Genomic DNA, 26634 nt, shown 5'->3' on the forward strand with positions numbered 1-26634 from the left:
AGCGCTCGCATGCTCGTGTCATGACTGAAACACCCCCTTCGCCCGAACCTGCGACCGAGCCGGTGGCCGCAACGCCCGCCCCGGTGGTGGCTGCGCCCGCCGAGAACAAACCGAGCCGCCTGCTGCAGGCGCTCGCCTGGGTGGGCATCGCCGCCGGCAGCGTCTTCATCGTGGCCGTGGTCTTCGGCACCGGCTTCTTCCTCGGCGCGCACTCCGGTGGCGACGGCCATCACCACCGCGGCGGCCACGACCGTGGCGGCATGATGATGTTCCATCGTGGCGGGCCCGACGGCGGACCGGGCCGGATGGGACCGCCGCACCTGATGCCGCCGTTCGGCCCCGGCGGGCCCGGCGCATTCGGTCCCGGCGGTCCCGGCTGGGGTCCCGGTGGTCCGGGCAGCGGCTCGGAACGTCCTGAGACGCCGACGACACCGGCACCGCCCGCGCGACCATAATCACAGTCCGCTCTTTTGGACTGACTCCAAAGAGCGCGCATACTGGAGCCGTGACCACGGTGCATGACCACGATCCCAAGGCCCTGTTGCGGGCTGCCGGGCTGCGTGTGACCGCACCGCGGGTCGCGGTTCTCCAGGCGCTGGCCGACCATCCGCATTCGACTGCAGACGATGTGGCCGGCCTGGCCCGCGAGAACCTCGGCTCGGTGTCGACCCAGGCGGTCTACGACGTCCTGCGCGCCTGCGTGACCGCGGGCCTGGTGCGTCGGATCGAACCCGCCGGATCCTCGGCGCGCTACGAGACCCGCGCCGGCGACAACCACCATCACCTGGTCTGCCGGGTGTGCGGTGTGGTCGCCGACGTCGATTGCGCGGTGGGCGAGGCTCCGTGCCTGGAACCGTCTGACCTGGCCGGCTTCGCGGTTGACGAAGCCGAGGTCGTGTTCTGGGGAGTCTGCGCGGACTGCCAGGCGGCCGCCCCCCACTAGACCACTCTGCAGCCCAATGGACGCCCCGGCCACTTCCCCTTGGTGGCCGGGGCGCCTGGCTTTTCACCCCCGGTAAGGCCAAGCAGTGGGTGGGGTCCGGCGAATCGTGAGATTCTCGCTAACCATGACGCGCAATCGGCTCGTGGCTGCGGCTCTGCTCGCGGTGCCGGTGCTGGCCGCCGGCTGCAATGCGGGCGCCCAACCCGAACGCGGCGCGGCAATGGTCTTCGCGGTCGGCGATTGCGTGAGTGTCCCGGCCACCACGCCGGCCGCCCCCGAAGTGGCCCGCGCCGGCAAGGTGTCGTGCAGCGTCGACCCCAGCTATACCGTCGGGGCCATCGCCGACAGCACCGGAACGTGCCCGAGCGCCGAGTACCAGCACCTGCCCGCCGAACTGGCCGATCCGTCGACCGCGAGGCTGTGCCTGGTGCCCAATCTGGTGGCCAACCACTGCTATGAACTCGGCATGCCCGCGGGCATGGTCGAGCTGGCCGACTGCACCGCACGCACCGATCGCGGCCCGGGCGTGACGGTTCAGGTCACCCGACGCCTGGACGTACGCGACGGCTCGGCCTGCCCTGCCGAAACCGGGCACTACGCCTGGCCTTATCCCTCGCCGGCACGAACCTATTGCACGCGGACGGTCCACTAACTGGCATGATCGAGGCCATGCGTGCCCTGACTGTCGGTTTCGGGCTGGCCGGTCTCGCACTGGCATTGGCTGCACCTGCGGGTGCGCGTCCCTCGGATCCCGGTGTCGTGTCCTACGCCGTCATGCCCAAGGGTTCGGTGGGCAACATCATCGGAGCCCCGATGACTTGGGAGTCCCAGTTCACCGCCCCGTTCCAGGCGTTCTCGGTGGAGAACCCGGTGTGCAACAACTGGGCCGACATCGGTCTGCCCGAGGTGTTCAACGACCCGGATCTCGCGTCGTTCAACGGCGCCACCACCCAGACCGCGGCCGACGACCAGAACCATTACGTCAAGCAGGCGATCGGGGTGTTCGCGACGCCGGAGGCCGCCGACCGTGCCTTCCACCGCGTGGTGGACCGCACCAACGGCTGCTCGGGCCAGACCACCGCGATGCACCTGGACAACTTCGTCACCCAGGTGTGGACCTTCACCGGCGGCGCCGCGAGCGCCACCGACGCGGATTGGGTGAAGCAGGAGGCCGGCACGGATCGCCGCTGTTTCAACACCACCCGCAAACGGGAAAACGTGCTGCTACAAGCCAAGGTGTGCCAGTCCGGCAACGCCGGCCCAGCGGTCAACGTACTGGCCGGCGCCATGCAGAACACGCTGGGGCAGTAGAACATGTCGGTCCGATCTGGATGATGGAACAGAGCCGAGCCGTTTGATCCGGTGAGGACCGGGAGGGGTGGATGCGATGGCAGTACCCGTCAGGACTGATGCGGCCCGTCTACCCCTCGTCGAATTCACGAGCGCCGAGCACGCCGCGGCGTTCATCGAAGCCAACTGCCTGCATGACGGGCCGGTCGGGCAGGTCGGCCTGGAGATCGAGGCGCACTGTTTCGACCTCGACGATCCACTGCGGCGCCCGGGTTGGGACGAACTCTCCGACATCATCGCCTCGGTGCCCGCATTGCCCGGTGGCAGCCGCATCACCGTCGAGCCGGGGGGCGCGGTCGAGCTGTCCGGTCCGCCGGTCGACGGACCGTCAGCGGCGATCACCGCACTGCTGGCCGATCGGGCGGTGCTGCGTGCGGAGTTCGACCGCCGCGGTCTGGGCCTGGTGCTGCTGGGCGCCGACCCGTTGCGGCCCACTCGACGGGTGAACCCCGGGCCGCGCTATCAGGCCATGGAAACGTTCTTCGCGGCCAGCGGGTCCGCCGAACCCGGCGCGGCGATGATGACGTCGACCGCCTCGGTTCAGGTCAACCTCGACGCCGGGCCGCGCGACGGCTGGGCCCAACGCGTGCGATTGGCGCATGCCCTCGGTCCGACGATGATCGCCATCACGGCGAATTCGCCGATGCTCGGCGGACGGTTCACCGGCTGGAAGTCCTCGCGTCAAAGGGTCTGGGGCCAGCTGGATTCCGCGCGTTGCGGCCCGGTGCTCGGCGCCGACGGCGACGACCCGGCCAGTGACTGGGCGCGCTACGCGCTGCGGGCCCCCGTGATGCTGGTCAACACTCCGGATGCGGTCCCGGTGACGAATTGGGTCCCGTTCGCCGATTGGGCCGACGGACGCGCGGTGCTCGGTGGCCGGCGCCCCACCGAAGCCGACCTCGAATACCACCTCACCACGCTGTTCCCGCCGGTCCGTCCGCGCCGCTGGCTGGAGATCCGTTACCTCGACAGCGTGCCCGACGCGCTGTGGCCCGCGGTGGTGTTTATGACGACGACTCTCCTGGATGATCCGGGGGCCGCCGCGATCGCCACCGAGGCGACGGCCCCGGTGGCCACGGCATGGGACCGGGCCGCCCGGATCGGTCTGACGGATCGACGGCTGCGGGAAGCGGCGGTCGCTTGCGTGTCTGCCGCCGCGGACCGGGCGCCGGCGGAGCTTTCGGAATCGATGGCGCAGTTGACGCGTTCGGTTCAGGAGGGCCGCTGCCCGGCCGATGAATTCGCCGATCGGGTGGTGGGCCACGGAATCGCTTCTGCGATGAGCCAACTGGTGAAGGGCGAGCTTTGACCACACGCGAGACGCTGGCACAGCAGCTCACCCGGGCGCGGGACCGGACCTTGCGCCTGGTCGACTTCGACGATGCCGAACTGCATCGCCAGTACAGCCCGTTGATGAGCCCGCTGGTCTGGGATCTCGCCCACATCGGTCAGCAGGAAGAGCTGTGGCTGCTGCGCGGCGGCAATTCCGACCGTCCCGGCATGCTGGCTCCGGAGGTGGACCGGCTCTACGACGCCTTCGTGCATTCCCGAGCCAGCCGCGTCGACCTGCCGCTGCTACCGCCCACCGATGCGCGCGCCTACTGCGCGACGGTGCGGTCCCGCGCGCTCGACGCCCTCGATGCTCTGGACACCGATGACTCGGGCTTCAACTTCGGACTCGTGATCAGCCACGAGAACCAACATGACGAGACCATGCTGCAGGCCCTGAACCTGCGGGCCGGGCCACCGCTGCTCGACACCGGTAATGCCCTGCCCACCGGCCGGCCCGGGCTGGCCGGCACCTCGGTGCTGATCCCGGGCGGGCCGTTCGTGCTCGGGGTGGACGAACTCACCGAACCGCATTCACTGGACAACGAGCGTCCGGCGCACGAGGTGGACGTGGCTTCCTTCCGCATCGGGCGGGTGCCGGTCACCAATCGCGAATGGCGCGAGTTCATCGACGACGGGGGCTATCAGCAGCCGCGGTGGTGGTCGGAACGCGGTTGGTCGCATCGCCAGAAGGCGGGTCTGACCGCACCCCAATTCTGGAACCATGACGGCACCCGCACCCGGTTCGGCCACATCGAGACGATCCCGGCCGACGAACCCGTCCAGCACGTCGGGTTCTTCGAAGCCGAGGCCTACGCCGCCTGGGCGGGGGCGCGGCTGCCCACGGAGGTGGAATGGGAGAAGGCCTGCGCCTGGGATCCGGTGGTCGGCGCCCGGCGCCGATTCCCCTGGGGCACTTCCGAACCCACGGACGCCCTGGCAAACCTCGGCGGCGACGCGCGGCGGCCCGCCCCGGTGGGGGCGTATCCGGCAGGCGCATCGGCCTACGGAGTCGAACAGATGCTGGGCGACGTCTGGGAGTGGACCACCTCCCCGCTGCGGCCATGGCCAGGCTTCACCCCGATGGTGTATGACCGCTACACCGAGCCGTTCATCGACGGTGACTACCGGGTCCTGCGGGGCGGTTCGTGGGCGGTGGCCGCTGACATCCTGCGGCCGAGCTTCCGCAATTGGGACCATCCGATCCGGCGCCAGATCTTCTCCGGTGTCAGATTGGCCTGGGACGCCTGATGTGCCGGCATATCGGGTGGCTGGGCGCACCGCGATCGGTGGCAGCACTGGTGCTGGAGCCGCCGCAGGGCCTACTGGTGCAATCCTATGCCCCGCGCCGGCAGAAGCACGGGCTGATGAACGCCGACGGTTGGGGCGCAGGGTTTTTCGACAATGGTGTGCCGCGTCGCTGGCGCAGCGACAAGCCACTGTGGGGCGATGCCTCGTTCGCGTCGGTGGCGCCGGCGTTGAGCAGCGGGTGTGTGGTCGCGGCGGTGCGTTCGGCGACCATCGGCATGCCGATCGAACCCTCGGCCTCAGCGCCCTTCAGCGACGGGCAGTGGCTGCTGTCGCACAACGGGATAGTGGACCGGGCGGTTCTGCCGCTGACCGGGGTCGCTGAATCCACCGTGGACAGTGCGGTGCTGGCCGCGCTGATCTTCGAGCGCGGTATGGACGCGCTCGGACAGACGATCGTCGAGGTGGGCGCCCTGGATCCGAATGCCCGGCTGAACATCTTGGCCGCCAACGGTTCTCGTATGGTGGCTACCACGTGGGGTGACACCTTGTCGATGTTGCGGCTGCCGGACGGCGTCGTGCTCGCCAGTGAGCCCTACGACGACGATCCCGGCTGGGCCGATATCCCGGACCGGCATCTGGTCACCGTGGCCGGCTCTGACGTCGAGCTCACACCTCTGAAAGGTTCGGTATGACGCTCACCCTGTCCAACTATCTGGCCGCCGACTCGGCCGCCACGGCACTGCGCCGCGATGTGCACGAGGGGCTGACGCAGTCTCCGAAGATGCTGCCGCCCAAGTGGTTCTACGATTCGGTTGGCAGCGATCTGTTCGACCAGATCACCCGGCTGCCCGAGTACTATCCGACGCGGACCGAGGCGCAGATCCTCACGCACCGCTCGCCGGAGATCGTGGCGGCTGCCGGTGCCGACACCCTCGTGGAGCTGGGCAGCGGCACCTCGGAGAAGACCAGGATGCTGCTCGACGCCATGCGCGACGGTGGACAGTTGCGCCGGTTCATCCCGTTCGATGTCGACGCCGGTGTGCTGCGGGCTGCCGGCGCTGCTATCGGCCAGGAGTACCCCGGCATCGAAATCGACGCGGTGTGCGGTGATTTCGAGGAGCATCTGGGCAAGATCCCGGCGGTCGGTCGCCGTCTGGTGGCCTTTCTCGGTTCGACGATCGGCAATCTGACGCCCGGTCCGCGGGCGGATTTCCTGGCCTCGCTGGCCGAGACCCTGCAGCCCGGTGACAGCGTGCTGTTGGGCACCGACCTGGTCAAGGACACCGGCCGGTTGGTCAGCGCCTACGACGACAGTGCCGGTGTGACCGCGGCGTTCAACCGCAATGTGCTGTCGGTGGTGAACCGTGAGCTCGACGCCGATTTCGACCTCGACGCCTTCGCACATGTGGCGAAGTGGAATGCCGAGGAGGAGCGGATCGAGATGTGGCTGCGGGCGGATGCGCCGCAGCAGGTCCGGATCGCCGGGCTGGATCTCGATGTCGCATTCGGTGCCGGTGAAGAGATGCTGACCGAGGTGTCGTGCAAGTTCCGGGCCGACGGCGTCGCTGATGAGCTGGCGAAAGCCGGTCTGCGTCAGACCCATTGGTGGACCGACGAAGCCGGTGACTTCGGCCTGTCGCTGGCGGTGAAATGAGCCTCGCGCTGCAGTGGGCTGATGCCCGCCCCAAGGTCGCCGGTCTGCATCTCGACAGTGGCGCCTGCTCGCGGCAGAGTCTCGCGGTGATCGATGCCGTGGCCGCGCACGCCCGTCATGAGGCCGAGGTCGGCGGTTATGTCGCTGCCGAGGCGGCGGCGCCGGTGCTGGCGGTCGTCGACGAGGCCGCCGCCATGCTGGCCACCGATCCGCCGGCGCTGGTGCATTTCACCGCGCTGGCCAGCCATCGCGGGGTGGCCCAGCCATTGGCCGAGATGGTTGCGGTGTGCCGCGAGGCCGGTGTGCCGATCGTGGTCGACGGCGCACAGGCATTCGGTCATCTGGACTGCAACGTCGGCGCCGACGCGATCTACTCGTCGTCGCGCAAATGGCTGGCCGGGCCCCGCGGCGTCGGGTTCCTGGCGGTGCGGCCGGAACTGGTGGCGCGGTTGCAGCGCCGCCTGCCGCCGGCATCCTGGGATGTGCCGGTGACGGTGCTGCAGAGCTTCGAACACGGTGAGCACAATGCCGCGACCCGCATCGGATATTCGGTCGCACTGGGTGAGCACCTCGCCGCCGGAGCAGAACTCGTCCGCGACCGGCTTGCCGAGGTGGGCCGCACGGCGCGGCAGGTGTTGGCCGACGTGCCCGGATGGCGAGTGGTGGAACGCGTCGATGAACCCACTGCGATCACGACTTTGGAACCCACCGATGGTGCCGATCCGGTCGCAGTGCGGGCCTGGTTGATCGCCGAGCGCGGCATCGTCACCACCGCATGCGAACTTGCGCGGGCGCCGTTTGAGATGACCAAGCCGGTGCTGCGGGTGTCCCCGCATGTCGACACCACGGCCGAGGACCTGGAGCAGTTCGCCGAGGTGCTGCGGACCGCGCCCTAGCGTCGCATCAGTGCCAGTGCGGCGTCGCGAGCCCGGTGTGCGGTATCGGGCGTACCGAAGATCGCCGCCGTGACGATCGCTCCCTCGGCCAGGAGCGCGACCTGCTGGCCCAGCTCCCCGGCGTTTGCCGTGCTTTCCACCAAACCGGTGAGGTAGTCGTGGAACGCCTTCTTGTGGTGGCGGGCTTGTTCGGCGACATCGGGTGAAATGGCCCCGAGTTCGCCGAACGAGTTGATGAAAGCGCAACCGCGGTAACCGGGTTCGGAGAACCAGCCGTGGAGCCAGTCGAACACCGCGGCAATTCGCTCATGAGTGTCTGTGCGCGTGTTCACATACGCCTCAAGGGCCTGCTGCCAACGTGAATCACGTTGGCGCAGAAACTCGATGACAAGCTGGTCTTTCGAGGGAAACAGTTGGTACAGCCGTTTGAGTGAGACGCCTGAGGCATTGCGTACGGCGTCCATGCCGACCGCTTGTATGCCCCGGCTGTAAAACAGCTCCTCGGCCGCGTCGAGCACCTTCTCTCGTGCCGCTGTCTCGTCCAACTTGCTCACCTTCTTGCGCGGAGAACCAACGTTCTCTAGTGTAGCAACCAGCAGAGAACGATCGTTCTCCAACCGGAAGGAGTCAGAGATGTCCGAAGGCAACCGCCCACCCTTGCCACCGTTCACCCTGGAGAGCGCGATCGAGAAGGTCCGCCTCGCCGAGGATGGTTGGAACACCCGCAACCCTCACAAAGTGGCGCTCGCCTACACCGTGGACTCCCGTTGGCGTAATCGAGCCGAGTTCGTCACGGGCCGGGATCAGATCGTGGCGTTCCTGACGCGCAAGTGGGCCACCGAACTCGAATACCGCCTCATCAAAGAACTCTGGGCTCACGACGGCAATCGGATCGCCGTGCGGTTCGCCTACGAGCACCGCGACGACTCCGGCAACTGGTTCCGGTCCTACGGCAACGAGAACTGGGAGTTCGGCGAGCACGGCTTGATGTATGCGCGCCACGCGTCGATCAACACCGCGCCGATCGCCGAATCCGAGCGCAAGTTCTTCTGGCCACTCGGCCGCCGGCCCGACGATCATCCGGGCCTCAGTGATTTCGGATTCTGACGGCGAGTGTCAGTGCCGTGACCTAGACTCGAACACATGTTCGACACCGAGTTCGACCCGGCAGCGCCGGCCCGGCTCGTTGGTGACCTCACTGACACCGCTCGTGCCGAAGCGCGGTTGATGGCAGCGCGGACGGCGGCTGTGGCGGATCTGTTGGCGCAGCGGACCGCCGAGTTGAATGTCGAGGGTGTGCACCCGAACTACATGATCCTCACCGGGTTCGCGCGTACCAGCGCCGAAGTAGGTGCGGCGTTGAACCTCACTCCGGGCGCAGCCAGTCGGCTCGTCGGGCAGGCCGAGGCCCTGCGCGATCGCTTGCCACGATTGGCCGGGTTGTTGGCCAACGCGCAGACTGATTGGCGCACTGTCGAAATCGTGATCGCGCGTACCCGGTTCGTCGCCCCGAGGGTGATGGTTCAGATCGATTCCGAACTGGCCGAGGAAATCGGCGAGTGGCAGTGCTGGTCCGACGGGCGTATCACCACCACGGTTGATGCCAAGGTGACGTTGCTGAATCCGGACGCGATCGCCCAACGCGAACATGCCATCGACCGGCGCCGAGTCAATGTGAAGCCGTTGGGTGACGGCACGGCCAAGATCGACGCCATCGTCACGACTCGCGCCGGATTGACCTTTGACGCGAAGCTCTCGGAGATGTCGGCCGGGTTGTGCGCGAAAGACCCGCGCAGTAAGGACCAGCGCCGCTCCGATGCGATCGAAGCCCTGGCCCAAGGGCGGGAGCTGTCGTGTGAATGTGGCACTGCTGACTGTCCGGCACGGTCGACAGCCGAGCCGCCGGAACCGGTCAAGGTCGTGGTCAACGTGATAGCCGAGCGTGACACTGTGGTGAGCGACGGTGCGGCCTCAGGGTACGTGTGTGGCTTCGGTGTGATCGACGCCGAGCAGGTTCGAGAGTTTGCCGACCAGGGCACCATGCGGTTGGTGACCGAACCGAAGGTCGACGCGGCGGCCGCGCTGCGCTACCAGCCGACGGTGTCAGTGCAGCGCTGGGTCCGTTGCCGCGACCTGACGTGCCGCTTCCCCGGATGCGAGCAATCGGCCGAGGATTGCGACCTCGACCATACGGTGCCTTTCGACCACAATGCCCCGGCGCACGGCGGCCTGACCGTGCCGGAGAACCTGAAGTGTCTGTGCCGTTTTCATCACCGGCTCAAGACTTTCGGCGGTTGGCATGACGAGCAGTATCCGGACGGCACCGTCATATGGACCTCACCGAGCGGCCGAGAATATCGGACCACGCCGGGTGGGGCGGATCTGTTCAACAGCTTCCGACCCGCACCGTGTCGCGCGCCCGCACCTGCCCCGGCTCCCAAGCTCAGCCGCGCAGCACGACTCGGACAGAGCCGGGCCAAGAACCGGCGACTCCGTCCCGTCAACGAGGCCTACCGCTACACCCAGAAGGCGCGGCGGCGGGAACTCGACCGGCGTCGCAACCGAAACCGGATGCGGGTCACCCTGAAACTCTTCAAAGGCGACGAGCCCAGCACCAGCCCGTACTGCACGTGGATCAACGATCCATTCGACCCCGAAGAACTCCCCCCGGATTGGCAACCGCCTCCACCGCCACCTCCGGACCCGCAGGACCCACCGTTCTGATGCGGCGGGGTCAGTCCGCCTTGTGCGCGGTCAGCAGGAACGCCGGGAACTTGATGCGGCCCTTCTCGTCGAAGTCGTGCTGAGGCATTTCGACGGAGGCATCCACAGGCAATCCAGCGGCATTGGCATGGATGAACGCCGGCCGGATCTCGTCGACCTCCCAGTACTTCGCGACCGCTGCCCGCAGCTCGTCCTCGTCGACCTCGTTGGGCTTGGTCTCCAACTCGGCCGGGAACGCGCCCTTGGCGAACACGAGCACGTAGTAGTGCGCACCCGGCGCCGAGGCCCGGTGGATGGATCGCAGATATCCGTCGCGGCCTTCGACCGGCAGGGAATGGAACAGGGTCGAGTCGATCACCGTGTTGAACCGGCCGTCATAACCGGTGAACGACGTGATGTCGGCCTGGGCGAAGCTGGCCGTGGACAGCCCGCGCACCTGAGCGGCGTTGTTGGCCGCGGCGATCGCCGTCGGGCTCAGATCCAGCCCCACAACGGTGAGGCCATCGGAGGCCAGGGCCAGCGACAACTCGGCATGTCCGCAGCCGGCGTCGAGGACATCGCTCTCGAACTTCCCGGCCCGGTGCAGCGCGGCAAGCTCGGGCTGTGGCTCACCGATGTTCCACGGCGGCGGACCCTCGAAACCTGCTTCCCCCTTGTACGCGCCATCCCAGTCCAAGACCTGTCCAGATGTCATGACTCCAACGTACGCGTCTCAATCCCAGGTATGGACCGGCTCGTTACTGTGCATCCGCTGGACATACTCTCGCAACATCTCGGCCAGCGCTTCAGGTCTGGTCAAGCCCTTGGACTGCAGTTTCTGCACGGTTGCGACCTGCCAGGTCGATCCGGTCTGTGCGGTCTTCGCGCGACCTTCGATGACCCCGAGATAGCGGTCGCACACTTCGCCGGCCACCCCCCAGCGGCGCAGCCCGTCGTGCGCCATCGGCAGCAGCCGGCGCAGCACCAACTCGTCGGGCGTGACCTCACCCAGCCCGGGCCAGTACAGCCGGGCGTCCAGACCGTGCTGGGCCCCCTCGACGAAGTTGTGGTGGGCCGCCGCGAAGCTCATCTTCGTCCACAGCGGCCGGTCTTCTTCGGACAGCGTCCGCAGCAGGCCGTAGTAGAACGCGGCGTTGGCAAGCATGTCCACCACGGTCGGGCCGGCGGGCAGGACGCGGTTCTCGACACGCAGATGCGGGACACCGTCGACGACGTCATAGACCGGACGGTTCCACCGGTAGATGGTCCCGTTGTGCAGCCGCAGCTCGGCCAGGTGGGGCGCCCGGCCCGCCGCGAGCTCGGCGACCGGATCCTCGTCGGAGAGCTCCGGCAGCAGTGACGGGAAGTACCGGACGTTCTCCTCGAACAGGTCGAAGATCGAGGTGATCCAGCGCTCGCCGAACCAGACCCGCGGCCGAACCCCCTGTGCCTTGAGTTCATCGGGACGGGTGTCGGTGGACTGGGTGAACAGTTCGATGCGGGTCTCGGCCCACAGCTGATGACCGAAGAAGTACGGCGAGTTGGCGCCGACCGCGAGCTGCGGCCCGGCCAGTATCTGGGCGGCGTTCCAGTTGCGGGCGAAGTCGGCCGGGGAGACCTGCAGATGCAACTGCATGCTGGTGCACGCCGACTCCGGGGCGATGGACGCCGATTGCAGGCTCAGCCGCTCCGGGCCGGAGATGTCGATGGGCATGTCCTCGCCGCGGGCGGTGAAGATCGAGTCGTTGAGCGCCTGGTACCGCGTCGACTCGCTCATCCATCCGTCCGAGAGGTGCTCGGGCATCAGGGTGGGCAGGATGCCCACCATCACGATGTGCGCGCCGTCCTCGTTGGCCTTGATCTCGGCGGCGTTGAGGCTGCGGCGTACCTCATCTTCGAGATCCAGAGCGGACCGGCCGGGCAGCGGACGCGGCGGAACGTTGAATTCGATGTTGTAGGCGCCCAATTCGGTCTGATACGCCGGATCGGCGATGGAGGCCAGCACCTCCTGATTGGTCATCGCGGGTTGGTACTCGTTGTCGACGAGGTTGCACTCGATCTCCATCCCGGTGAGCGGACGGGAGAACTCGAAGCTCGATTGGGCCAGCATGGTTTCGAACACGTCCAGGCACAGCTGCACCTTGCGCCGGTACTCCTGCCGGTGCGCGCGGCTGAACTCGGTGTTCTTGACCTCTTCACCCACACCGCGATGCAACAACGCGGAGGCCTCCCGCGCAAGCAGAATGGCAAAATGACCTCAGAGGTGGAGGACGATCAGGGCGGACTGGAGCAGGTCTCGCACGCGGATCGCGTCTCCGCGCTCACCGGGGTCCGCGCGGTGGCCGCCCTGACCGTGATGGGAACGCACGCGGCGTATGGCACGGGCCTGCTCTCGCAGGGGTATCTGGGCCTGATGAGTGCGCGCCTGGAGGTCGGGGTGGCGATCTTCTTCGTCCTGTCCGGGCTGCTGCTGTTCCGGCCCTGGGTGCAGGCCGCCGCCTCGGGGGCCGACGCGCCGAGCACCCGACGCTACGCGCGAAATCGGTTTCGCCGCATCATGCCCGCCTATGTCGTCACGGTCCTGATCGTCTACGGCATCTACGAACTTCGCCCCGTGCAACCGAATCCCGGGCACACCTGGACGGGCCTGATACGGAATCTCACGCTGACCCAGATCTACAGCGACAACTACTTCACCGAGTATCTGCACCAGGGTCTCACCCAGATGTGGAGTCTGGCGGTGGAGGTCGCGTTCTACGCCGTGCTGCCGCTGTTGGCCTATCTGCTGTTGGTGGTGTTGGGCCGCAGGCGTTTTCGCCCGGTGCTGCTGCTTGCCGGGTTGACTGTCCTGGCCGCGGTCAGCCCGGTGTGGCTGGTGTTGCTGCACAACACCGACTGGCTGCCGGTGGGTGGTGGTGCCTGGTTGCCGCACTACCTGGCCTGGTTCGTGGGCGGGATGATGCTGGCCGTCCTGTCGACGATGGGCGTGCGCTGCTATGCGATGGCGACGCTGCCGCTGGCGCTGGCCTGCTACCTGGTGGTCTCGACCCCAATTGCGGGGGTCGTAACGGCGCCTGCCCTCGGCTTGACCGAGGACCTGGCCAAGACGATGTTCTACGCGCTCATCGCGGCGCTCGTGGTGGCCCCGCTGGCACTGGGCGGCAACGGTCTCTACGCGCGCATGATGGGCAGCAGACCGATGGTGGCCCTCGGGGAGATCTCCTATGAGATCTTCCTGCTGCACGTGGTCGCGATGGACCTGGTGATGGAGTTCGTGCTGGGCTGGAACGTCTACACCGGTTCGGCCACCGTGCTGTTCCTCGTCACCTTGGTGGTCACGGCGCCGTTCGCCTGGCTGCTACATCGGTTCACCCGGCCGCGCTGATTCGTCAGCGCGCACGTGCGGGGCCGGTGCCTGTGCCGGGCCGGCCCCGGCCCGCCCGGGCGGAGTCAGGGCCCCACCGGTCTGGGCCGGGGCCGCGGTGGCCGACCGGCCGTAATCCTGTTGCGGGGAAAGTAGATCGGCGTAATCGCCGTATTGGGGCGCCTGTTGCGTCGCGCGCGCAGCACCCGCACCGGTGGCCGGCGCCTGAGCCTGTGACTGGCCGTAGGCCTGGGCATAGGCCTGTCCGTACGCGCTGCGCTGCGGTGAATCCGGTTGTGCCGCCGCGGTCTGCTGGTAGTACTGCTGCACGGCCTGGTTGTAGTAGTCGAGGTAGGCCTCGTAGCCGCCGGCGGCACCCGCCGCCGCCGGCGTCTCCGGGGCCAGCCACAGCGCCACGCCCGCCGCCACCGCCTGTAGCCCGGTGAGCACCGCGATCGTGGTCAACACCCATCCCGACGAGGTGGTCAGCACGCTCGACAACGCGTCGAGGAAACCCGCGGCAGCGAGGAGGGCGGGAAGCCACGGGCGGGCAGTCTGCTTGGGGAACAAGCCGATTGCCGCGACCAGGGCGGCCAGCACGGCGAAGCGGACGTGCCAGTCGTTGCCCCCGCCGGCGGCCGTCGGCCCGAAACTGACGCAGTAGCCGGCCAGACCGAGAACCACGACCGCGATCGACAGGTTGCGGTGCAGCGAATTGTCCACGATCACTCCTTCACATCAGTCGATGCTGTTGGCCGAGGCCCGCAGATATCTCATCTCGTCGTCGGTGGCCACCATCGTGACCACCGCCGAGCCGGCCTGGGTGCTGACCTTCACGGTGTCATGTTCGAGCGAGATCAGGTCGAGGACAACGTCGGCCTGATCCGATGGTCGCGTGTTCGGCGGGGCCAGCACCATGGCGGTGACCCCGATCCGGACCGACTGCTCCGGAACACCGTCGAACATCTCGACGGTGTAGTTGCGCTCCGCACCGGCCTGGATGGCGCGGCGGTTGAAGTCCGCAACCCACAGCAGGTCGTTACGCCCGACGACCTCGACCATGTCGCGCCAGAACGCCGGACGCCGGCTGTGCACCAGCACCCGTGCGCCCAATGCCAGCGAGCGCAGCACCACCTGCTGAGCCAGGTGCAGGGTGCCGACGATCTCGACGCGGCGGATCTGCGGGCCGAACAGCGGCAGTGCCACCGCGCGCCCCTCCTGATCCGCACCGATCACCTGACCGCAGCCCGAGGCGGGCAGGGCCAACTCGCTCAGCGCGTCGCCGCGAAGGCCCGAGGCCCAGTGCTCGATCTGACCGGATCCTGGCACCGCCGGGATCGGCAGAGTGGCCGCCAATGCGGAGAATTGCTGACCGTGCAGCGGAGTGAGACCGCGCAGCTCGGTGGGGACGCGCACGTCGCTGTCGAAGCGGGCCAGCCCACGGACCTCGATGAGATCCTCGTCGGCGGCTTCCCGCAGCGACAGGCACACCGTGGTGGAGTAGCTCGGCACCGTCCACAGCAGCCCGAGGCCCGCCGTGGTCAGCATGTGCGGCTGCACGGCGAAGCTGGACAACCGGAAGTGGCCTTCCCGGCAGTCCTCCCACGTTTCCTCGACGGTGCCGAGATTTACGCCGTCGCTGAGCTGGTTTGTCGCCGCCGCGATGCCGCTCGCGGAGAGGAACTGGGGCTGCAGGCCGGCCTCGGCCAGCCGATTGGCGACGCGCCGGGTCGCGGTCGTCGCGGCGCGCAGGATGCCGTCGCGGTCGCCTCCACGGCGCCGGACCGCCTCTGCGCACCGTGACGGGTTGAACCGCACGGCAATCCACACGGTGCGCTGGGCGATCGCAGGCAGCGGCCCCAGCACGGAGTCATAGACCGCGGCGACGTCGGTGTGGCCGGCCGAGCGAGCGCCCTGGCTGATGACGTCGATGGACTCGAGCGTGATGTCGAACTGGCGCAGGCAGTCGAGCAGGGCCTGCACCGGAACCATCTCGCCGGACACCGTGACCCCCGGCTCCAAAACGGTCAGAGCCCTGGGATTTTCGTCGATCTTGAGCAGTGACAGCAAAGTCGTGCCGTTCCAACGGAATCCGATCTGCAGACCGTCGGGTGTCGGAACGTCGAACGGCTCGGCGGGCAAGGAAGCGGGCCCGGACTTGCCGGCACGCCGACGCCGATTACGGAGAAATCTGCCGCGCACGGCGAGTGCCCGCGGTGCCGTGGTGCCTTTGACGATCGGGGCGACCAGCAGCAACCCCGCCACCAGGCCCACGGCGGCGCCCTGCCAGCCGGGCCGGTCCAGTTGCTGGGCGACGATGATGCCGGCCACGACAAGTGTTTGCAGAGCGATCAGATCGACCAAGGGGACGAGCCGCTGTAGGCCGGTATCGCCGGCGGTGGTGAGCTTTGCTGCGAAAGTCAATGGACGCATCGCTTTTCGAATAAGAGTCGCTCGGCTGTCATGTCGAGGTGGTGCGGACGTGCTATACCCTACGCATGCCAGCGCAAGTTACCACTCGCGCACAGGTGAACGGCTACCGTTTCCTGATCCGCCGGCTTGAGCACGCCCTCATCCGCGGGGATTCGCGGATGATCCACGATCCGATGCGCGGCCAGATGCGGGCCCTGATCGTGGGGGCGGTGATCGCCGTCCTGATCACCGGCGCCTCGGCCGTGATGGCGTTCTTCAAGCCCACCCCCAACATCGGGGACGCACAGATCGTGCTGAGCAAGTCCAGCGGCGCGCCGTTCGTCCGGATCGGCGAACAGATCCATCCCGTGCTGAACCTGGCCTCGGCCCGCTTGATCATCGGCAAGAACGACAGCCCCAAAGAGGTCGACGACAAATTCCTCGACGTCGTCCCACGCGGACCCATGGTCGGCATCATCGGCGCCCCGGCGAGCATCAACCGCGGCGACGACATGGCGACGTCGTCGTGGACGGTCTGCGACAACCTGCTGATGCCCGCGGTCACCGAAACCACCGGCACGGCCAGCCTGCAGACCACGGTGCTGGCCAACAACCCGGTGCTCGACACCGGTATCCGCGCCGTCGATTCCACCGAGGCGATCCTCACCGAGACCGGCGGCACCACCTACCTGGTCTACCGCGGCGTACGCGCCCCGATCGACGTGTCAGATCCGGTTCTGATCAACGGACTTCACCTGCAGGGCGCGACCACCAGGCCGATGTCGTTGGCCCTGCTCAACACTTTCCCGCTGGTCGACCCGATCACGCCGGTGATGATTCCGGGCTCAGGAGAGCCCGGCCCGCTGAGCCCGGACCACCCAGTCGGCGCCATCGTCAAATCCGTGGACTCCCGCGGTGAGCAGCTCTACGTCGTGTTGCGCGAAGGGCTGCAACCCGTCTCGCAGGCCACCGCCGACATCATCCGCTATGGCGCGTCCGGTGAGGTGACCACCGGGCAGGCCGCCGAGATCTCGCCCGCAACGCTGGCCGATGTGCCGACGGTGCACCGGCTTCCGATCGACCACTATCCGCTGGTGTCGCCCCGGATCGTGCCGCCCAACCCGGACCGGGTGGTGTGTATGGGCTGGCAGCGATCCAACACCGACGCCAACGCGAACGTCCGGTTGCTCGTCGGGCACCGCCTGCCGACCGCCGAGGGTGCCCAGATGGTCCGGCTGGCCAGTGCCGACGGCAGCGGACCCGGCGCGGACTCGGTCTACCTGACCCCGGGCGCCGGTGAGTACGTGCAGGCCACGGGCAACGATCCAGACAGCCGCTCGACGGGCCAGCTGTTCTACGTCTCGGATACCGGAGTGCGGTACCACATCAAAGATCTGCCGACGGCCGAGGTGCTCGGGGTGAGCGGCGTCAAGATTCCCGACGGCCCGGCCAACGCCCCGCAGTGGGCGCCGTGGCCGGTGCTGTCGCTGTTGCCGCCCGGACCGGAGCTGTCCCAGGAGGCGGCCCTGGTTGCGCATGACGGCATGGCAGCCGACCCGGAGAGCGTCAAGATTTCGGCGGGCTAGCGGTCTACAGACGCATCTCGCGGAAGAACGCGTACAGCCGGATGATCCAGAAGCACAGTGGGAACAGCGATCCCACGGCGATGTATTCGAGTATCTCGACCTGACGTCGCGCCACGGGCGAGAACTCGCGCAGGGGAGCGACCAGCCCGCATGCCAGGATCAGCACCATCAGCGCGAGCAGCACGATCACGGCACGCACCTGCCAGTCCGCTACGTACAGCGCGGTCTTGAGGACCACGGCCACGGCGATCGTCAGCCCGCTGCCGATCAGCGTCGCCGATTGCACCAGGTCATGGTGGCCGCGGCCGCGCAGGCACAGCACCGTCGCCACCATGATCGCGAAAACGGTGCCCTGCCAGTAGAACCCGTTACTGACGTCCACCGCCAGATAGCAGCCGATCAGGGCCGCGAGAGCGGCCGCGACGAGAATCCCGGTGAGGTGCTGATTGGCTCGCCGGACCCGGCTGATCAGGTCTTCCTCGGTCGGGATGATCTGCTTGCCGATCGCGTTGACGCCCTCGACAGTTGGGCCGCCCTGGGTTTCGATGTCGTCGAGCGGTTCTCCTGCCGTCGGCACCCGGGGGATCGGCAGTTTCGACAGCCCGATCGTCACCCGCGGGGCGAGGTAGACGACGATAACGGCCACGGTCGCGAGCAAAGCTCCCACCGTCCGAATCGGCGGTTCCCACAGCAACATCGCCGTGGAACTGACGCCACCGAAAACGCACGCCGCGATGATCGCGGTGTACACGGCCGATCCGCTACCCGAAACCAGGAGCACCAGTAGCGCCCCGAACGCGGTGAGGGCGAACGCCATCGGCAGCGATGTCGCGCCGGACCCGTCGGGCACCACGTACAACGAGCCCGCGAACAGCAACGGCGTCGACACCGCCGCGATCCAGGCGGCCGCCGGGTTGGCCACCGGCCGGTGTGACACCAGACAGGCCAGCACCACCCCCATCACGCCCAGGGCCAGCACCGCGGCGGGCACGGCAGGCTGGGCCGCCCAATGTGCCAGCACACCGGCCAACGTGAAAGCGGCCGCCGCGGTGACACCGAAACCGGCCAAGGCGTTGGCGTTGTCGGCGAACCATCCCCGCACGGTGCCTGCGCCGGCATCGGTGGTGTGTGTGTCGTCGACGTCGTCGAACAGCAATGGGCTGACCGGCTGGCCCACCGCGCAGATCATCAACAGGTCGCCGTCGTGGACGCCGGACTCGCCGAGGGACAGATGCGGGGCGATGGGTTCGCCGCCGAGCGGGGCCAGGGTCCACTGCCCGTCGGCCGCGTCGAACGCGATGATCGCGTCCGTCGAGGTGATCTGCTCATTCGCGATATCGATGACATCGGGGATGTATTGGGCGATGCTGACGTGTGCAGGTAGCCCCACGTCGATGCGCAGTTCGCCGACTACCAGGGTCAGTCGGCTCAGCTCAGGTTCGGTTTCAAGATCAAGCTCCGACTCAAGGCTTGACTCGAGCCGTGCTAACGAGGGCGGTAGGGTCACAATCCAGTCGGCCTCCTGCGCAATGGGATTGCTCGACACGAACAATACCCAGCATCCGGCTCGAGCAGCTTCCGGGGAGGGAAGGTTGAGTACGCAGGGGTTTGTCCGCCGCCTCCGGGTCGCGCCGCCGCGGATGCCCGGTGGCGAGGTCAACCTGGCCGCGCCGCCTGAGGTGCCGCGGGCCATCCCGGGCAACCTGTTCATCCGGCTGATGCCGTTCGTGATGCTGGTCGCGGTGATCGGGATGATCGCGCTGCTGATCACGGTCGGCGGCCGGGACATGGCGAGAAACCCGATGTTCCTGCTCTTCCCGATGATGATGATCATGTCGATGGTCGGCATGTTCATGGGCGGCGGCAACCGTAATGGCAAAGCCGCCGCCGAGCTGAACGAGGAACGCAAGGACTACTTCAGTTATCTGGCCAATCTTCGCGAGGAGGCCGACACCACCGGTGCAGAACAGCGCACTGCACTGGAATGGAGCCACCCCGATCCGCGCGCGCTGAGCGACGTCGTGGGCACCCGGCGCATGTGGGAGCGGCGACCCAGCGATGCCGACTACTGCCACATCCGCGTCGGCATCGGGACACACCGGTTGGCGACGCGGTTGATGGCGCCCGAGACCGGGCCGCCCGAGGACCTGGAACCGGTGTCGACGGTGGCGTTGCGCCGGTTCGTCAAGACCCATTCGGTGGTGCATGCACTCCCGACGGCGGTGTCACTGCGCGCGTTTCCCACCATCACCTTCGAAGGGGAACGCAAGCTCGCCCAGCAGCTGGTGCGGTCGATGGTGTTGGAACTGTGCACCTTTCACGGACCCGACCACGTGCAGGTGGCGATCGTGACGGCCAACCCCGACGGGGAGAACTGGAGCTGGGTCAAATGGCTGCCCCACGCCCAGCACGCGTCGACCCGCGACGGTATGGGTTCGATGCGGCTGTTGTTCCCCACGCTGGAGCTGATGGAGACCGCGCTCTCGGCCGAGCTGGCCGAACGCGGCCGGTTCACCCGAAACGCGCAGCCGACGCAGGGGCTCAAACAGCTCGTCGTGGTGCTCGATGACGGATTCGTCACCGGCGACGAGCAGTTGATCACCGATGCCGGCTTGGACAGCGTGACGCTGCTGGACCTGAACGGCCTGCGCGCCGGTGCGTCGGCCCGGCGCAGCCTGCAACTGGTGGTCGAGGGCGACGACGTGGCCGCGCGTACAGCGGTGGGCGTCGAACGGTTCGCCACCCCGGACACGATCACGATCGCCGAGGCCGAGACCACGGCCCGGCGGATCGGGCGCTACCGCCCGGCGAACGCCGCGCACATCGTCAGCCTGGAGGCCGATTCGAGGGCGGTCGATCCGGGCCTGATGTCACTGCTGAAGATTCCCGACGCCGCAGGCATTGTGCCCGAACAAGTATGGCGGCAGCGATCCCCGCGGGAGCGGTTGCGGGTGCCGATCGGGATCACCCCGAACGGTCAGCCCATCGAACTCGACATCAAGGAGGCCGCCGAGGGCGGCATGGGTCCGCACGGGCTGTGTATCGGCGCGACCGGATCGGGAAAGTCGGAATTCCTGCGGACCCTGGTGTTGTCGATGATCACCTCGCACTCACCCGAGCAACTCAACCTGGTGCTCGTCGACTTCAAGGGCGGGGCGACGTTCCTGGGCCTGGACGGGATCGCCCACATCGCGGCCATCATCACCAACCTCGAAGACGAACTGACCATGGTGGACCGCATGCGGGACGCGCTGGCCGGTGAGATGAACCGCCGCCAGGAGCTGCTGCGCGCGGCCGGAAACTTCCCGAACGTCACCGAGTACGAGCGCGCCCGCGCCGCCGGCGCCGACCTCGAACCACTGCCCGCACTGTTCGTCGTGGTCGACGAGTTCTCCGAACTGCTGTCCCAGAAACCGGATTTCGCGGAGTTGTTCGTGATGATCGGCCGGCTGGGCCGATCGCTGCACATGCATCTGCTGCTGGCCTCGCAACGGCTGGAGGAAGGCAAGCTGCGGGGCCTGGACTCGCACCTGTCCTACCGGATCGGCCTCAAGACGTTCTCGGCCGGTGAGTCGCGCAGCGTGCTCGGTGTGCCCGACGCCTATCACCTGCCCAGCGTTCCCGGTTCGGCGTTCCTGAAATGCGATGCCTCCGAACCGATCCGGTTCAACTCGTGCTATGTGTCGGGCGAGTACGTCAAGCCGAGGATCTCGGCACGTACCGGGCGGGTGACCCAGTTGGGGGCGCTGGCGCCGAAGCTGTTCACCGCGACGCCGGTCAAGAAGGACCCGGTGCCCGCGCGGGCGCCGTTGCCGCACGATCTTCCCGAGGCCGAGCCGGTCAGTTCGGGTCCCACCAAGACCACGCTGCTCGACATGGTGGTCAGCCGGCTGCGCGGTCACGGCAGGCCCGCCCACGAAGTGTGGCTGCCGCCGCTGGACGACAGCCCGGCGGTGAACGAGCTTCTGCCGGAAGCGGACTGGTCGGCACCGCAGAACCTCAACGGCCGGCTGTGGATGCCGATGGGTGTGGTGGACCGGCCCTACGATCAGCGCCGCGATGTGCTGATGGTCGATCTGTCCGGAGCCCAGGGCAACGTCGCGGTTGTCGGCGGGCCACAGTCGGGCAAGTCCACCACGCTGCGCACGCTGATCATGTCGGCGGCCGCCACCCACACTCCCGAGCAGTTGCAGTTCTACTGCCTGGACTTCGGCGGCGGCACGCTGACCAGCCTGGCGAAGTTGCCGCACGTCGGCGGGGTGGCCGGCCGTATGGACGCCGACGCGATCCGGCGCACCGTGGCCGAGGTGGCAGGGGTGCTGCGCAGCCGCGAGCAGCTGTTCCGGGAGCTCGGCATCGAATCCATGCGCGACTTCCGTCAGCGCAAGGCCAAAGGCGAGGTGAGCCAGGACAACTTCGGTGATGTGGTGCTGGTGATCGATGGTTGGGCGTCGATCAAGAGCGACTTCGAATCGCTCGACCAGGTGATCCAGTCGCTGGCCATCCAGGGCCTGTCCTACGGAGTGCACCTGGCGATTTCCGCATCGCGGTGGATGGAGATCCGCCCGGCGGTCAAGGACATGCTCGGCACCCGCATCGAGCTGCGTCTCGGCGATCCGATCGACAGCGAGGTGGCCCGCCGGTCCGCCGAACTGGTGCCGATCGGGCGGCCCGGCCGCGGCATCAACTCCGAGCGGCTGCACATCCTGATCGGGTTGCCGCGACTCGATTCCAGCTCGTCGGTGGAGGATCTGCCCGCCGGGGTGGCCGGGGCCGTCGAGGCGGTTCGCACCCACTACCAGGACCGTGAGGCGCCGAGGGTGCGGATGCTGCCGCACGACGTGAACCGCGACGACGTCATCCGGGCGGCCCGCGATGCCGGCCAGCTGAGCAAGGCCCGGATCGCCATCGGCATCAACGAGGAAGAGCTGGCCCCGGTGGTTCTCGATTTCGACGCCCAGCCGCACCTGGTGGCCTTCGCCGATACCGAATGTGGAAAGACCGGCTTGCTGCGCAACATTGCGGCCGGTGTGATGGAGAACGCCACTCCGGTCGAGGCCAAGATCATCCTGGTCGACTTCCGGCGCTCGATGCTGGGCGTCGTCCCCGATGAATACCTCGGTGGCTACGCCACCGCCCCGCAGTCGTGCACCGACCTGATGACCGCCCTGGCCGGTGCTCTCAGAGATCGCCTGCCGCCCAACGACATCACCCAGCAGCAGCTCAAGGAGCGGTCGTGGTGGTCGGGGCCGGATCTGTTCGTGATGATCGACGACTACGACCTGATCCCCGGGGGTTCGCTGAGCCATCCGCTCGGGCCTTTGGTCGAGTATCTGCCACAGGCCCGTGACATCGGCCTGCGCGTCGTCATCGCCCGGCGGAGCGGCGGTGCCGGGCGGGCGATGATGGATCCGATCGTCGGCCGTCTGAAAGACCTGTCCTGCAACGGTTTGGTGATGAGCGGAAGCAGGGACGAGGGCGGATTGTTCGGTGGATACAAGGCGTCGGCGATGCCTCCCGGCCGCGGCATGCTGGTCTCGCGGACCACTCGTAGCGGCGTGGTTCAACTGTCCCGGATGCCTGACCTGTGACCGGCGTCGAGGAGCTTCGCCCGGTCCACGTGGTGTCCGCGGCGCCCGACGCGATCAGGGTGTCCGTGGTCGGCGGACGGACCCAACTCGATGTCGCGCTACCGGCCGACGTCCCCGTCGCGGCGTTCCTTCCGGAGCTCGCCCGGCTGATCAAGTCCCGCGACGACGAGCGCAGTGACGACCTGGCCGATCGTGACGAGCGGCGGACGTTCTGGGAGCTCAGCCGCGATGGGCGCGGCGCCGGTGCGCTGGCACCCGATCAGACCCTGCGTGAGGCCGGGGTGGAAAACGGTGCCCTGCTGCGCCTCTCGGCTCGCCGGGCGTTGTCGCCGCCCACGCTCTACGACGACGTGGTGGACGCGGCGGCCCGGCTGAACCGGGCCTCATACGCGGCCTGGACGGCCACTGCCGCCGGGACCATGGCCTTCGCCGGGTTGTGGTTGAGCGCGGCGGTGTGGGTGGTGCTCCTGCTCGCCCCGCCATTGTCGGCGCACCGGCCGGCGATCATGGTCGCCGCGGCGTTGATGCTGGTGGCGTTGGTCGGTGGGGCGGCACTCGTGCGGCGCGTGCTCGGCAGGTCCGACGTCGCCGCGGCGGCTTGGTGAAATCGGTGCCGGGGAGCACGCCGGTGCGGTGACGCCGCCCGTCGTCGAACCTGGTCCACCGCCGACCGGGCCCGTCGCACCGGCGCACCCGACCGAGCAGAAGTCGATCTGCGGCATCCCCACCGGCGTGCTCCCCGGCACCGATTTCACCAAGCAGACCAGTGCCGAGGCGATGCTCGAATACCGCAAGGCCTGGCGCTTTTCCCGTGGCGCCGGGCAGAAGGTGGCGGTGATCGACACGGGCGTCAACCGGCATCCGCGGCTTCCCGCACTCGAGCCGGGCGGTGACTATGTGTCGAACAGCGACGGCCTGGTCGACTGCGATGCGCACGGCACCCTCGTCGCCGGCATCATCGGGGCGGCTCCGGCCGATGGCGACAGTTTCGCCGGGGTCGCGCCCGAGGCCACGATCCTGTCGATCCGGCAGAACAGCGGGGCCTACAGCATCGCCGGCACGAGCAGCGGCCAGAACGACGATCCCAATGCCACGTCGGTCGGCTACGGCAATACGCACACACTGGCGCTGGCGATCGCCCGCGCGGTGGATCTCGGTGCCACGGTGATCAACCTGTCGGAGGTGGCCTGTGCGCCCGTTTCGGCCGGGATGGACGATCGGGAGCTCGGGCGTGCGGTGCGGTACGCCTACGAACGGAATGTCGTGGTGGTGGCGGCCGCCGGCAACTTCAACTCCCAGAGCATGTGCAAGGCGCAGAACAACATGAACGATCCGAACCAGCCCCTGCACGCCGGCTGGAACAGCGTCAGCACCATCGCCAGCCCGGCCTGGTTCGCCGACTATGTGCTGACCGTCGGCGCCGTGACCACCTCGGCCACCCCGGCCGATTTCAGCCTGCACGGGCCGTGGGTGGCGGTGGCGGCCCCGGGGGAGCGGGTCACCTCGTTGGACGCCGGCGGGCCGGGTCTGAGCAACGCGCAGCTCGGCCAGCAGGGGATGGCCCCGTTGAACGGCACGAGCTTCGCGGCGCCGTTCGTGTCCGGTGTGGTGGCGTTGATCCGGTCGCGCTACCCCGACATGACCGCCGGTGAGGTCAAAGATCTGGTGGAACGGACGGCCCGCACACCGGGGAATGGACCCAACCAGGCCACGGGTTATGGAGTCGTGGATCCGGTTGCGGCACTGACCTACCAGCTCCCACCTGGGACTGACGGGCGTGACGTCACTGCGGCTTCACCGATCAGCGGGCCACCGCAACCTGATCCGGGTAATGTGCGGGCGCGCAGGATCGTCTTCACCGTCACCGCGACGTGTCTTGCGTTGATGGTGGCGACGGTGGCGGTGGCTGCTGCCCGGCGGCGGTCCAGGTGAGTTAGGGGAATGATGCCGGACGAGAATCGGCCGATCGGCGAGCCCACATCGCTCGACGACCTGGCCCCTGGTGAGTTGGACGAGGTGGAGGCCCGGGCAGCTGCGTTGCTGGAACAGATTGCAGCGCAACGGGCAGCCCGGCAGATCCATACCGCCTCGTCTCCGGCCGATGACACGACCGACGCGTTCGTGGTGCCTCCGCCGCCCGCGCCTGAACCCGCGCCGGCACCGGTTCGTCGGCTTGCCCCGCCCCCGTGGCAGATGCAGAGCACGATCGGGTCGAGGGAGTTCGCCGAGCGGTTCGACCTCGACGAACCGGAGCCGACGCCACCGGTTCCCGAACACCAGCAACCACCGAATGGTCTGATCCCGATTCCGCCGTTGCCCAGACATGCGCTGCAGCCGGATGAGGCCCCGGAGATGCCCGCGCCTCCGCCACCGGCGGCTCCGCAGATGCCGGTGCCACCGCCTCCGCTACCTCCACTGCCGTTGCCGCCGCCGGGATTCATGCCGCCGCTCCTGCCGCCGCCGGCGGGCGCACCGGCACCGGCGCAGTATTCGCCAGTGCCCCCGTCGCTCGATGACGCCGGGATTCTCAACCGCTCACGTACCGCACCCCATTCGGGATGGCGCCGGGCCGTGCACCTGGCGAGCGCGGGCCGCGTCAGTCCGGGGGAATCGCGCAAGGAGCGGGAGCGGGAGGACCTGCTGGCCCAGATCCGTCAGCCGATCGCCGGCGACTTCCGTATCGCCGTGTTGTCGATCAAGGGTGGTGTCGGCAAGACCACCACCACGCTGGGCTTGGGATCGGCGCTGGCCATGATGCGCAACGACCGCGTGATCGCGGTGGACGCCAACCCGGACCGCGGAACGCTGGCCGAACGGGTACGGGATACGTCGAGTCAGTCCACTGTGCGAGACCTGCTGTCGGATCCAGACATCGAGCGTTATGCCGACGTACGCAGCCACACCCGCATGGCGGGCAGTCGCCTGGAGGTTCTGGCCAGCGAGCAGGAACCCGCGGTGTCGGAGGTGTTCGGCGAATCCGACTACCGCCGCACCGTCAGCATCCTGCGTCGCTACTACAACATCATCCTCACCGACTGCGGCACCGGCATCATGCATTCCGCGATGGCGGGCGTGCTCGACCTGGCCCATGCGATCGTGCTGGTCAGCTCACCGGCGATCGATGCGGCCCGCAGTGCGTCGGCGACCCTGGACTGGCTGATGCAGCACGGGCATTCCGCGCTGGTCCGCGAAGCGCATGTGGTGCTCAGTGCCTCACGGCCCGGGTCGGCGAAGCTCAAACTGGACAAGGTCTACGAACATTTCGAAGCCCGCTGCCGCTCGGTGCACATGATCCCGTTCGATCCGCACCTGGCCGAGGGTGCCGATGTCGACTTCGACCTGCTTGACCCGGCCACGCTGCAGGCATACCTGGAACTGGCTGCAGCAGTGGCGGAAAAGTTTCCCCGGCTACGAGGTGCGCCCCAGTACCGGTGACAAACCCGATCCGCGCGCAGGCAAAGAATGCGCGGTGCGGGTCAGGGTATGCGAGCTACCGGTGCTTGGTGCGGACCTTCCCGTTGATCTCGGTTGTTGCCGGCAGTCGGCAAATTGACG

22 protein-coding genes and 1 pseudogene are annotated in these 26634 nt (G+C 67.9%); 17 read left to right on the top strand and 6 right to left on the bottom strand.

What is annotated here, in order from left to right:
* Window positions 1-20 precede the first annotated feature (20 nt).
* From BN2156_RS30755 to BN2156_RS22985, 9 genes are all read left to right on the top strand, one after another.
* Window positions 21-455 (top strand): hypothetical protein, encoded by a 435-nt coding sequence (locus tag BN2156_RS30755; protein ID WP_159402863.1) that lies wholly within the window; start codon window positions 21-23, stop codon window positions 453-455.
* A gap of 50 nt (window positions 456-505) precedes the next feature.
* Entirely contained in the window at window positions 506-943 is a 438-nt protein-coding gene (locus BN2156_RS22950) for a Fur family transcriptional regulator (RefSeq protein WP_090517162.1), read from the top strand.
* A 124-nt stretch (window positions 944-1067) separates the two neighbouring features.
* On the top strand, window positions 1068-1595 hold the full coding sequence (locus tag BN2156_RS22955; protein WP_162490916.1) for a hypothetical protein: 528 nt from the start codon (window positions 1068-1070) through the stop codon (window positions 1593-1595).
* 17 nt (window positions 1596-1612) lie between these two features.
* The gene (locus BN2156_RS22960; RefSeq protein ID WP_235625451.1) at window positions 1613-2254 is read left to right on the top strand and encodes a sensor domain-containing protein; all 642 of its coding nucleotides are present in this window, start codon (window positions 1613-1615) and stop codon (window positions 2252-2254) included.
* A gap of 76 nt (window positions 2255-2330) precedes the next feature.
* A complete protein-coding gene (egtA, locus tag BN2156_RS22965) occupies window positions 2331-3602 on the top strand; it encodes an ergothioneine biosynthesis glutamate--cysteine ligase EgtA (RefSeq protein WP_090517594.1) in 1272 nt (423 codons plus the stop codon).
* A complete protein-coding gene (gene egtB / locus BN2156_RS22970) occupies window positions 3599-4873 on the top strand; it encodes an ergothioneine biosynthesis protein EgtB (protein ID WP_090517164.1) in 1275 nt (424 codons plus the stop codon). The genes egtA and egtB overlap by 4 nt, the downstream gene beginning before the upstream one ends.
* On the top strand, window positions 4873-5565 hold the full coding sequence (gene egtC / locus BN2156_RS22975; RefSeq protein ID WP_090517165.1) for an ergothioneine biosynthesis protein EgtC: 693 nt from the start codon (window positions 4873-4875) through the stop codon (window positions 5563-5565). Before egtB ends, egtC begins: the two co-directional genes overlap by 1 nt.
* A complete protein-coding gene (egtD, locus tag BN2156_RS22980) occupies window positions 5562-6527 on the top strand; it encodes an L-histidine N(alpha)-methyltransferase (protein WP_090517166.1) in 966 nt (321 codons plus the stop codon). Before egtC ends, egtD begins: the two co-directional genes overlap by 4 nt.
* A complete protein-coding gene (locus BN2156_RS22985) occupies window positions 6524-7423 on the top strand; it encodes an aminotransferase class V-fold PLP-dependent enzyme (RefSeq protein ID WP_090517167.1) in 900 nt (299 codons plus the stop codon). Before egtD ends, BN2156_RS22985 begins: the two co-directional genes overlap by 4 nt.
* On the opposite strand, the gene BN2156_RS22990 is transcribed toward BN2156_RS22985, so the two are convergent.
* A complete protein-coding gene (locus BN2156_RS22990) occupies window positions 7420-7977 on the bottom strand; it encodes a TetR/AcrR family transcriptional regulator (protein ID WP_407661739.1) in 558 nt (185 codons plus the stop codon). The genes BN2156_RS22985 and BN2156_RS22990 overlap by 4 nt on opposite strands.
* A 79-nt stretch (window positions 7978-8056) precedes the next feature.
* On the opposite strand from BN2156_RS22990, the gene BN2156_RS22995 reads away from it, so the two are divergent.
* Both BN2156_RS22995 and BN2156_RS23000 read left to right on the top strand, forming a co-directional pair.
* Window positions 8057-8530, top strand: a complete 474-nt coding sequence (locus BN2156_RS22995; RefSeq protein WP_090517168.1) for a nuclear transport factor 2 family protein — start codon at window positions 8057-8059, stop codon at window positions 8528-8530.
* 36 nt (window positions 8531-8566) lie between these two features.
* The gene (locus BN2156_RS23000; RefSeq protein ID WP_090517169.1) at window positions 8567-10147 is read left to right on the top strand and encodes an HNH endonuclease signature motif containing protein; all 1581 of its coding nucleotides are present in this window, start codon (window positions 8567-8569) and stop codon (window positions 10145-10147) included.
* Between the two features lie 10 nt (window positions 10148-10157).
* On the opposite strand, the gene BN2156_RS23005 is transcribed toward BN2156_RS23000, so the two are convergent.
* Both BN2156_RS23005 and BN2156_RS23010 read right to left on the bottom strand, forming a co-directional pair.
* Window positions 10158-10841: a class I SAM-dependent methyltransferase gene (locus BN2156_RS23005; protein WP_090517170.1), complete on the bottom strand. Its 684-nt coding sequence runs from the start codon at window positions 10839-10841 to the stop codon at window positions 10158-10160.
* A gap of 18 nt (window positions 10842-10859) precedes the next feature.
* On the bottom strand, window positions 10860-12329 hold the full coding sequence (locus BN2156_RS23010) for a glutamate-cysteine ligase family protein (protein ID WP_090517171.1): 1470 nt from the start codon (window positions 12327-12329) through the stop codon (window positions 10860-10862).
* A gap of 48 nt (window positions 12330-12377) precedes the next feature.
* On the opposite strand from BN2156_RS23010, the gene BN2156_RS23015 reads away from it, so the two are divergent.
* Window positions 12378-13511 (top strand): acyltransferase family protein, encoded by a 1134-nt coding sequence (locus tag BN2156_RS23015; RefSeq protein ID WP_090517596.1) that lies wholly within the window; start codon window positions 12378-12380, stop codon window positions 13509-13511.
* Here BN2156_RS23015 and BN2156_RS23020 read toward each other — a convergent pair.
* Window positions 13485-14213, bottom strand: coding sequence for a DUF5336 domain-containing protein (locus BN2156_RS23020; RefSeq protein ID WP_131725195.1), 729 nt, complete (start codon window positions 14211-14213; stop codon window positions 13485-13487). The two genes, BN2156_RS23015 and BN2156_RS23020, sit on opposite strands and share 27 nt — an antisense overlap.
* 15 nt (window positions 14214-14228) lie before the next feature.
* Window positions 14229-15923 (bottom strand): type VII secretion protein EccE, encoded by a 1695-nt coding sequence (gene eccE, locus BN2156_RS23025; RefSeq protein ID WP_090517173.1) that lies wholly within the window; start codon window positions 15921-15923, stop codon window positions 14229-14231.
* 65 nt (window positions 15924-15988) lie between these two features.
* Between eccE and eccB the strand changes: the two genes are divergently transcribed.
* Complete coding sequence (gene eccB, locus BN2156_RS23030) at window positions 15989-17488, top strand: type VII secretion protein EccB (RefSeq protein WP_090517174.1); 1500 nt, start codon at window positions 15989-15991, stop codon at window positions 17486-17488.
* Window positions 17489-17492: 4 nt separating this feature from the next.
* On the opposite strand, the gene eccD is transcribed toward eccB, so the two are convergent.
* Window positions 17493-19034, bottom strand: a complete 1542-nt coding sequence (gene eccD, locus BN2156_RS23035) for a type VII secretion integral membrane protein EccD (protein ID WP_268872692.1) — start codon at window positions 19032-19034, stop codon at window positions 17493-17495.
* A 46-nt stretch (window positions 19035-19080) separates the two neighbouring features.
* On the opposite strand from eccD, the gene eccCa reads away from it, so the two are divergent.
* The 4 genes and pseudogenes from eccCa to BN2156_RS23055 form a co-directional block, all read left to right on the top strand.
* The gene (eccCa, locus tag BN2156_RS23040; protein WP_162490917.1) at window positions 19081-23079 is read left to right on the top strand and encodes a type VII secretion protein EccCa; all 3999 of its coding nucleotides are present in this window, start codon (window positions 19081-19083) and stop codon (window positions 23077-23079) included.
* A complete protein-coding gene (locus BN2156_RS23045) occupies window positions 23076-23684 on the top strand; it encodes an EsaB/YukD family protein (RefSeq protein ID WP_235625453.1) in 609 nt (202 codons plus the stop codon). The genes eccCa and BN2156_RS23045 overlap by 4 nt, the downstream gene beginning before the upstream one ends.
* A gap of 1 nt (window position 23685) precedes the next feature.
* Window positions 23686-25011 carry a type VII secretion-associated serine protease mycosin gene (gene mycP / locus BN2156_RS23050; protein WP_090517599.1) on the top strand — a complete coding sequence of 442 codons (1326 nt, stop codon included), beginning with the start codon at window positions 23686-23688 and terminating at the stop codon, window positions 25009-25011.
* A 78-nt stretch (window positions 25012-25089) separates the two neighbouring features.
* Window positions 25090-26514, top strand: a pseudogene (locus BN2156_RS23055) (nucleotide-binding protein); the annotation flags it as partial.
* Window positions 26515-26634: the final 120 nt, after the last annotated feature.

Origin of the sequence: Mycolicibacterium neworleansense (genome assembly GCF_001245615.1) — a bacterium.
Lineage (GTDB): Bacteria > Actinomycetota > Actinomycetes > Mycobacteriales > Mycobacteriaceae > Mycobacterium > Mycobacterium neworleansense.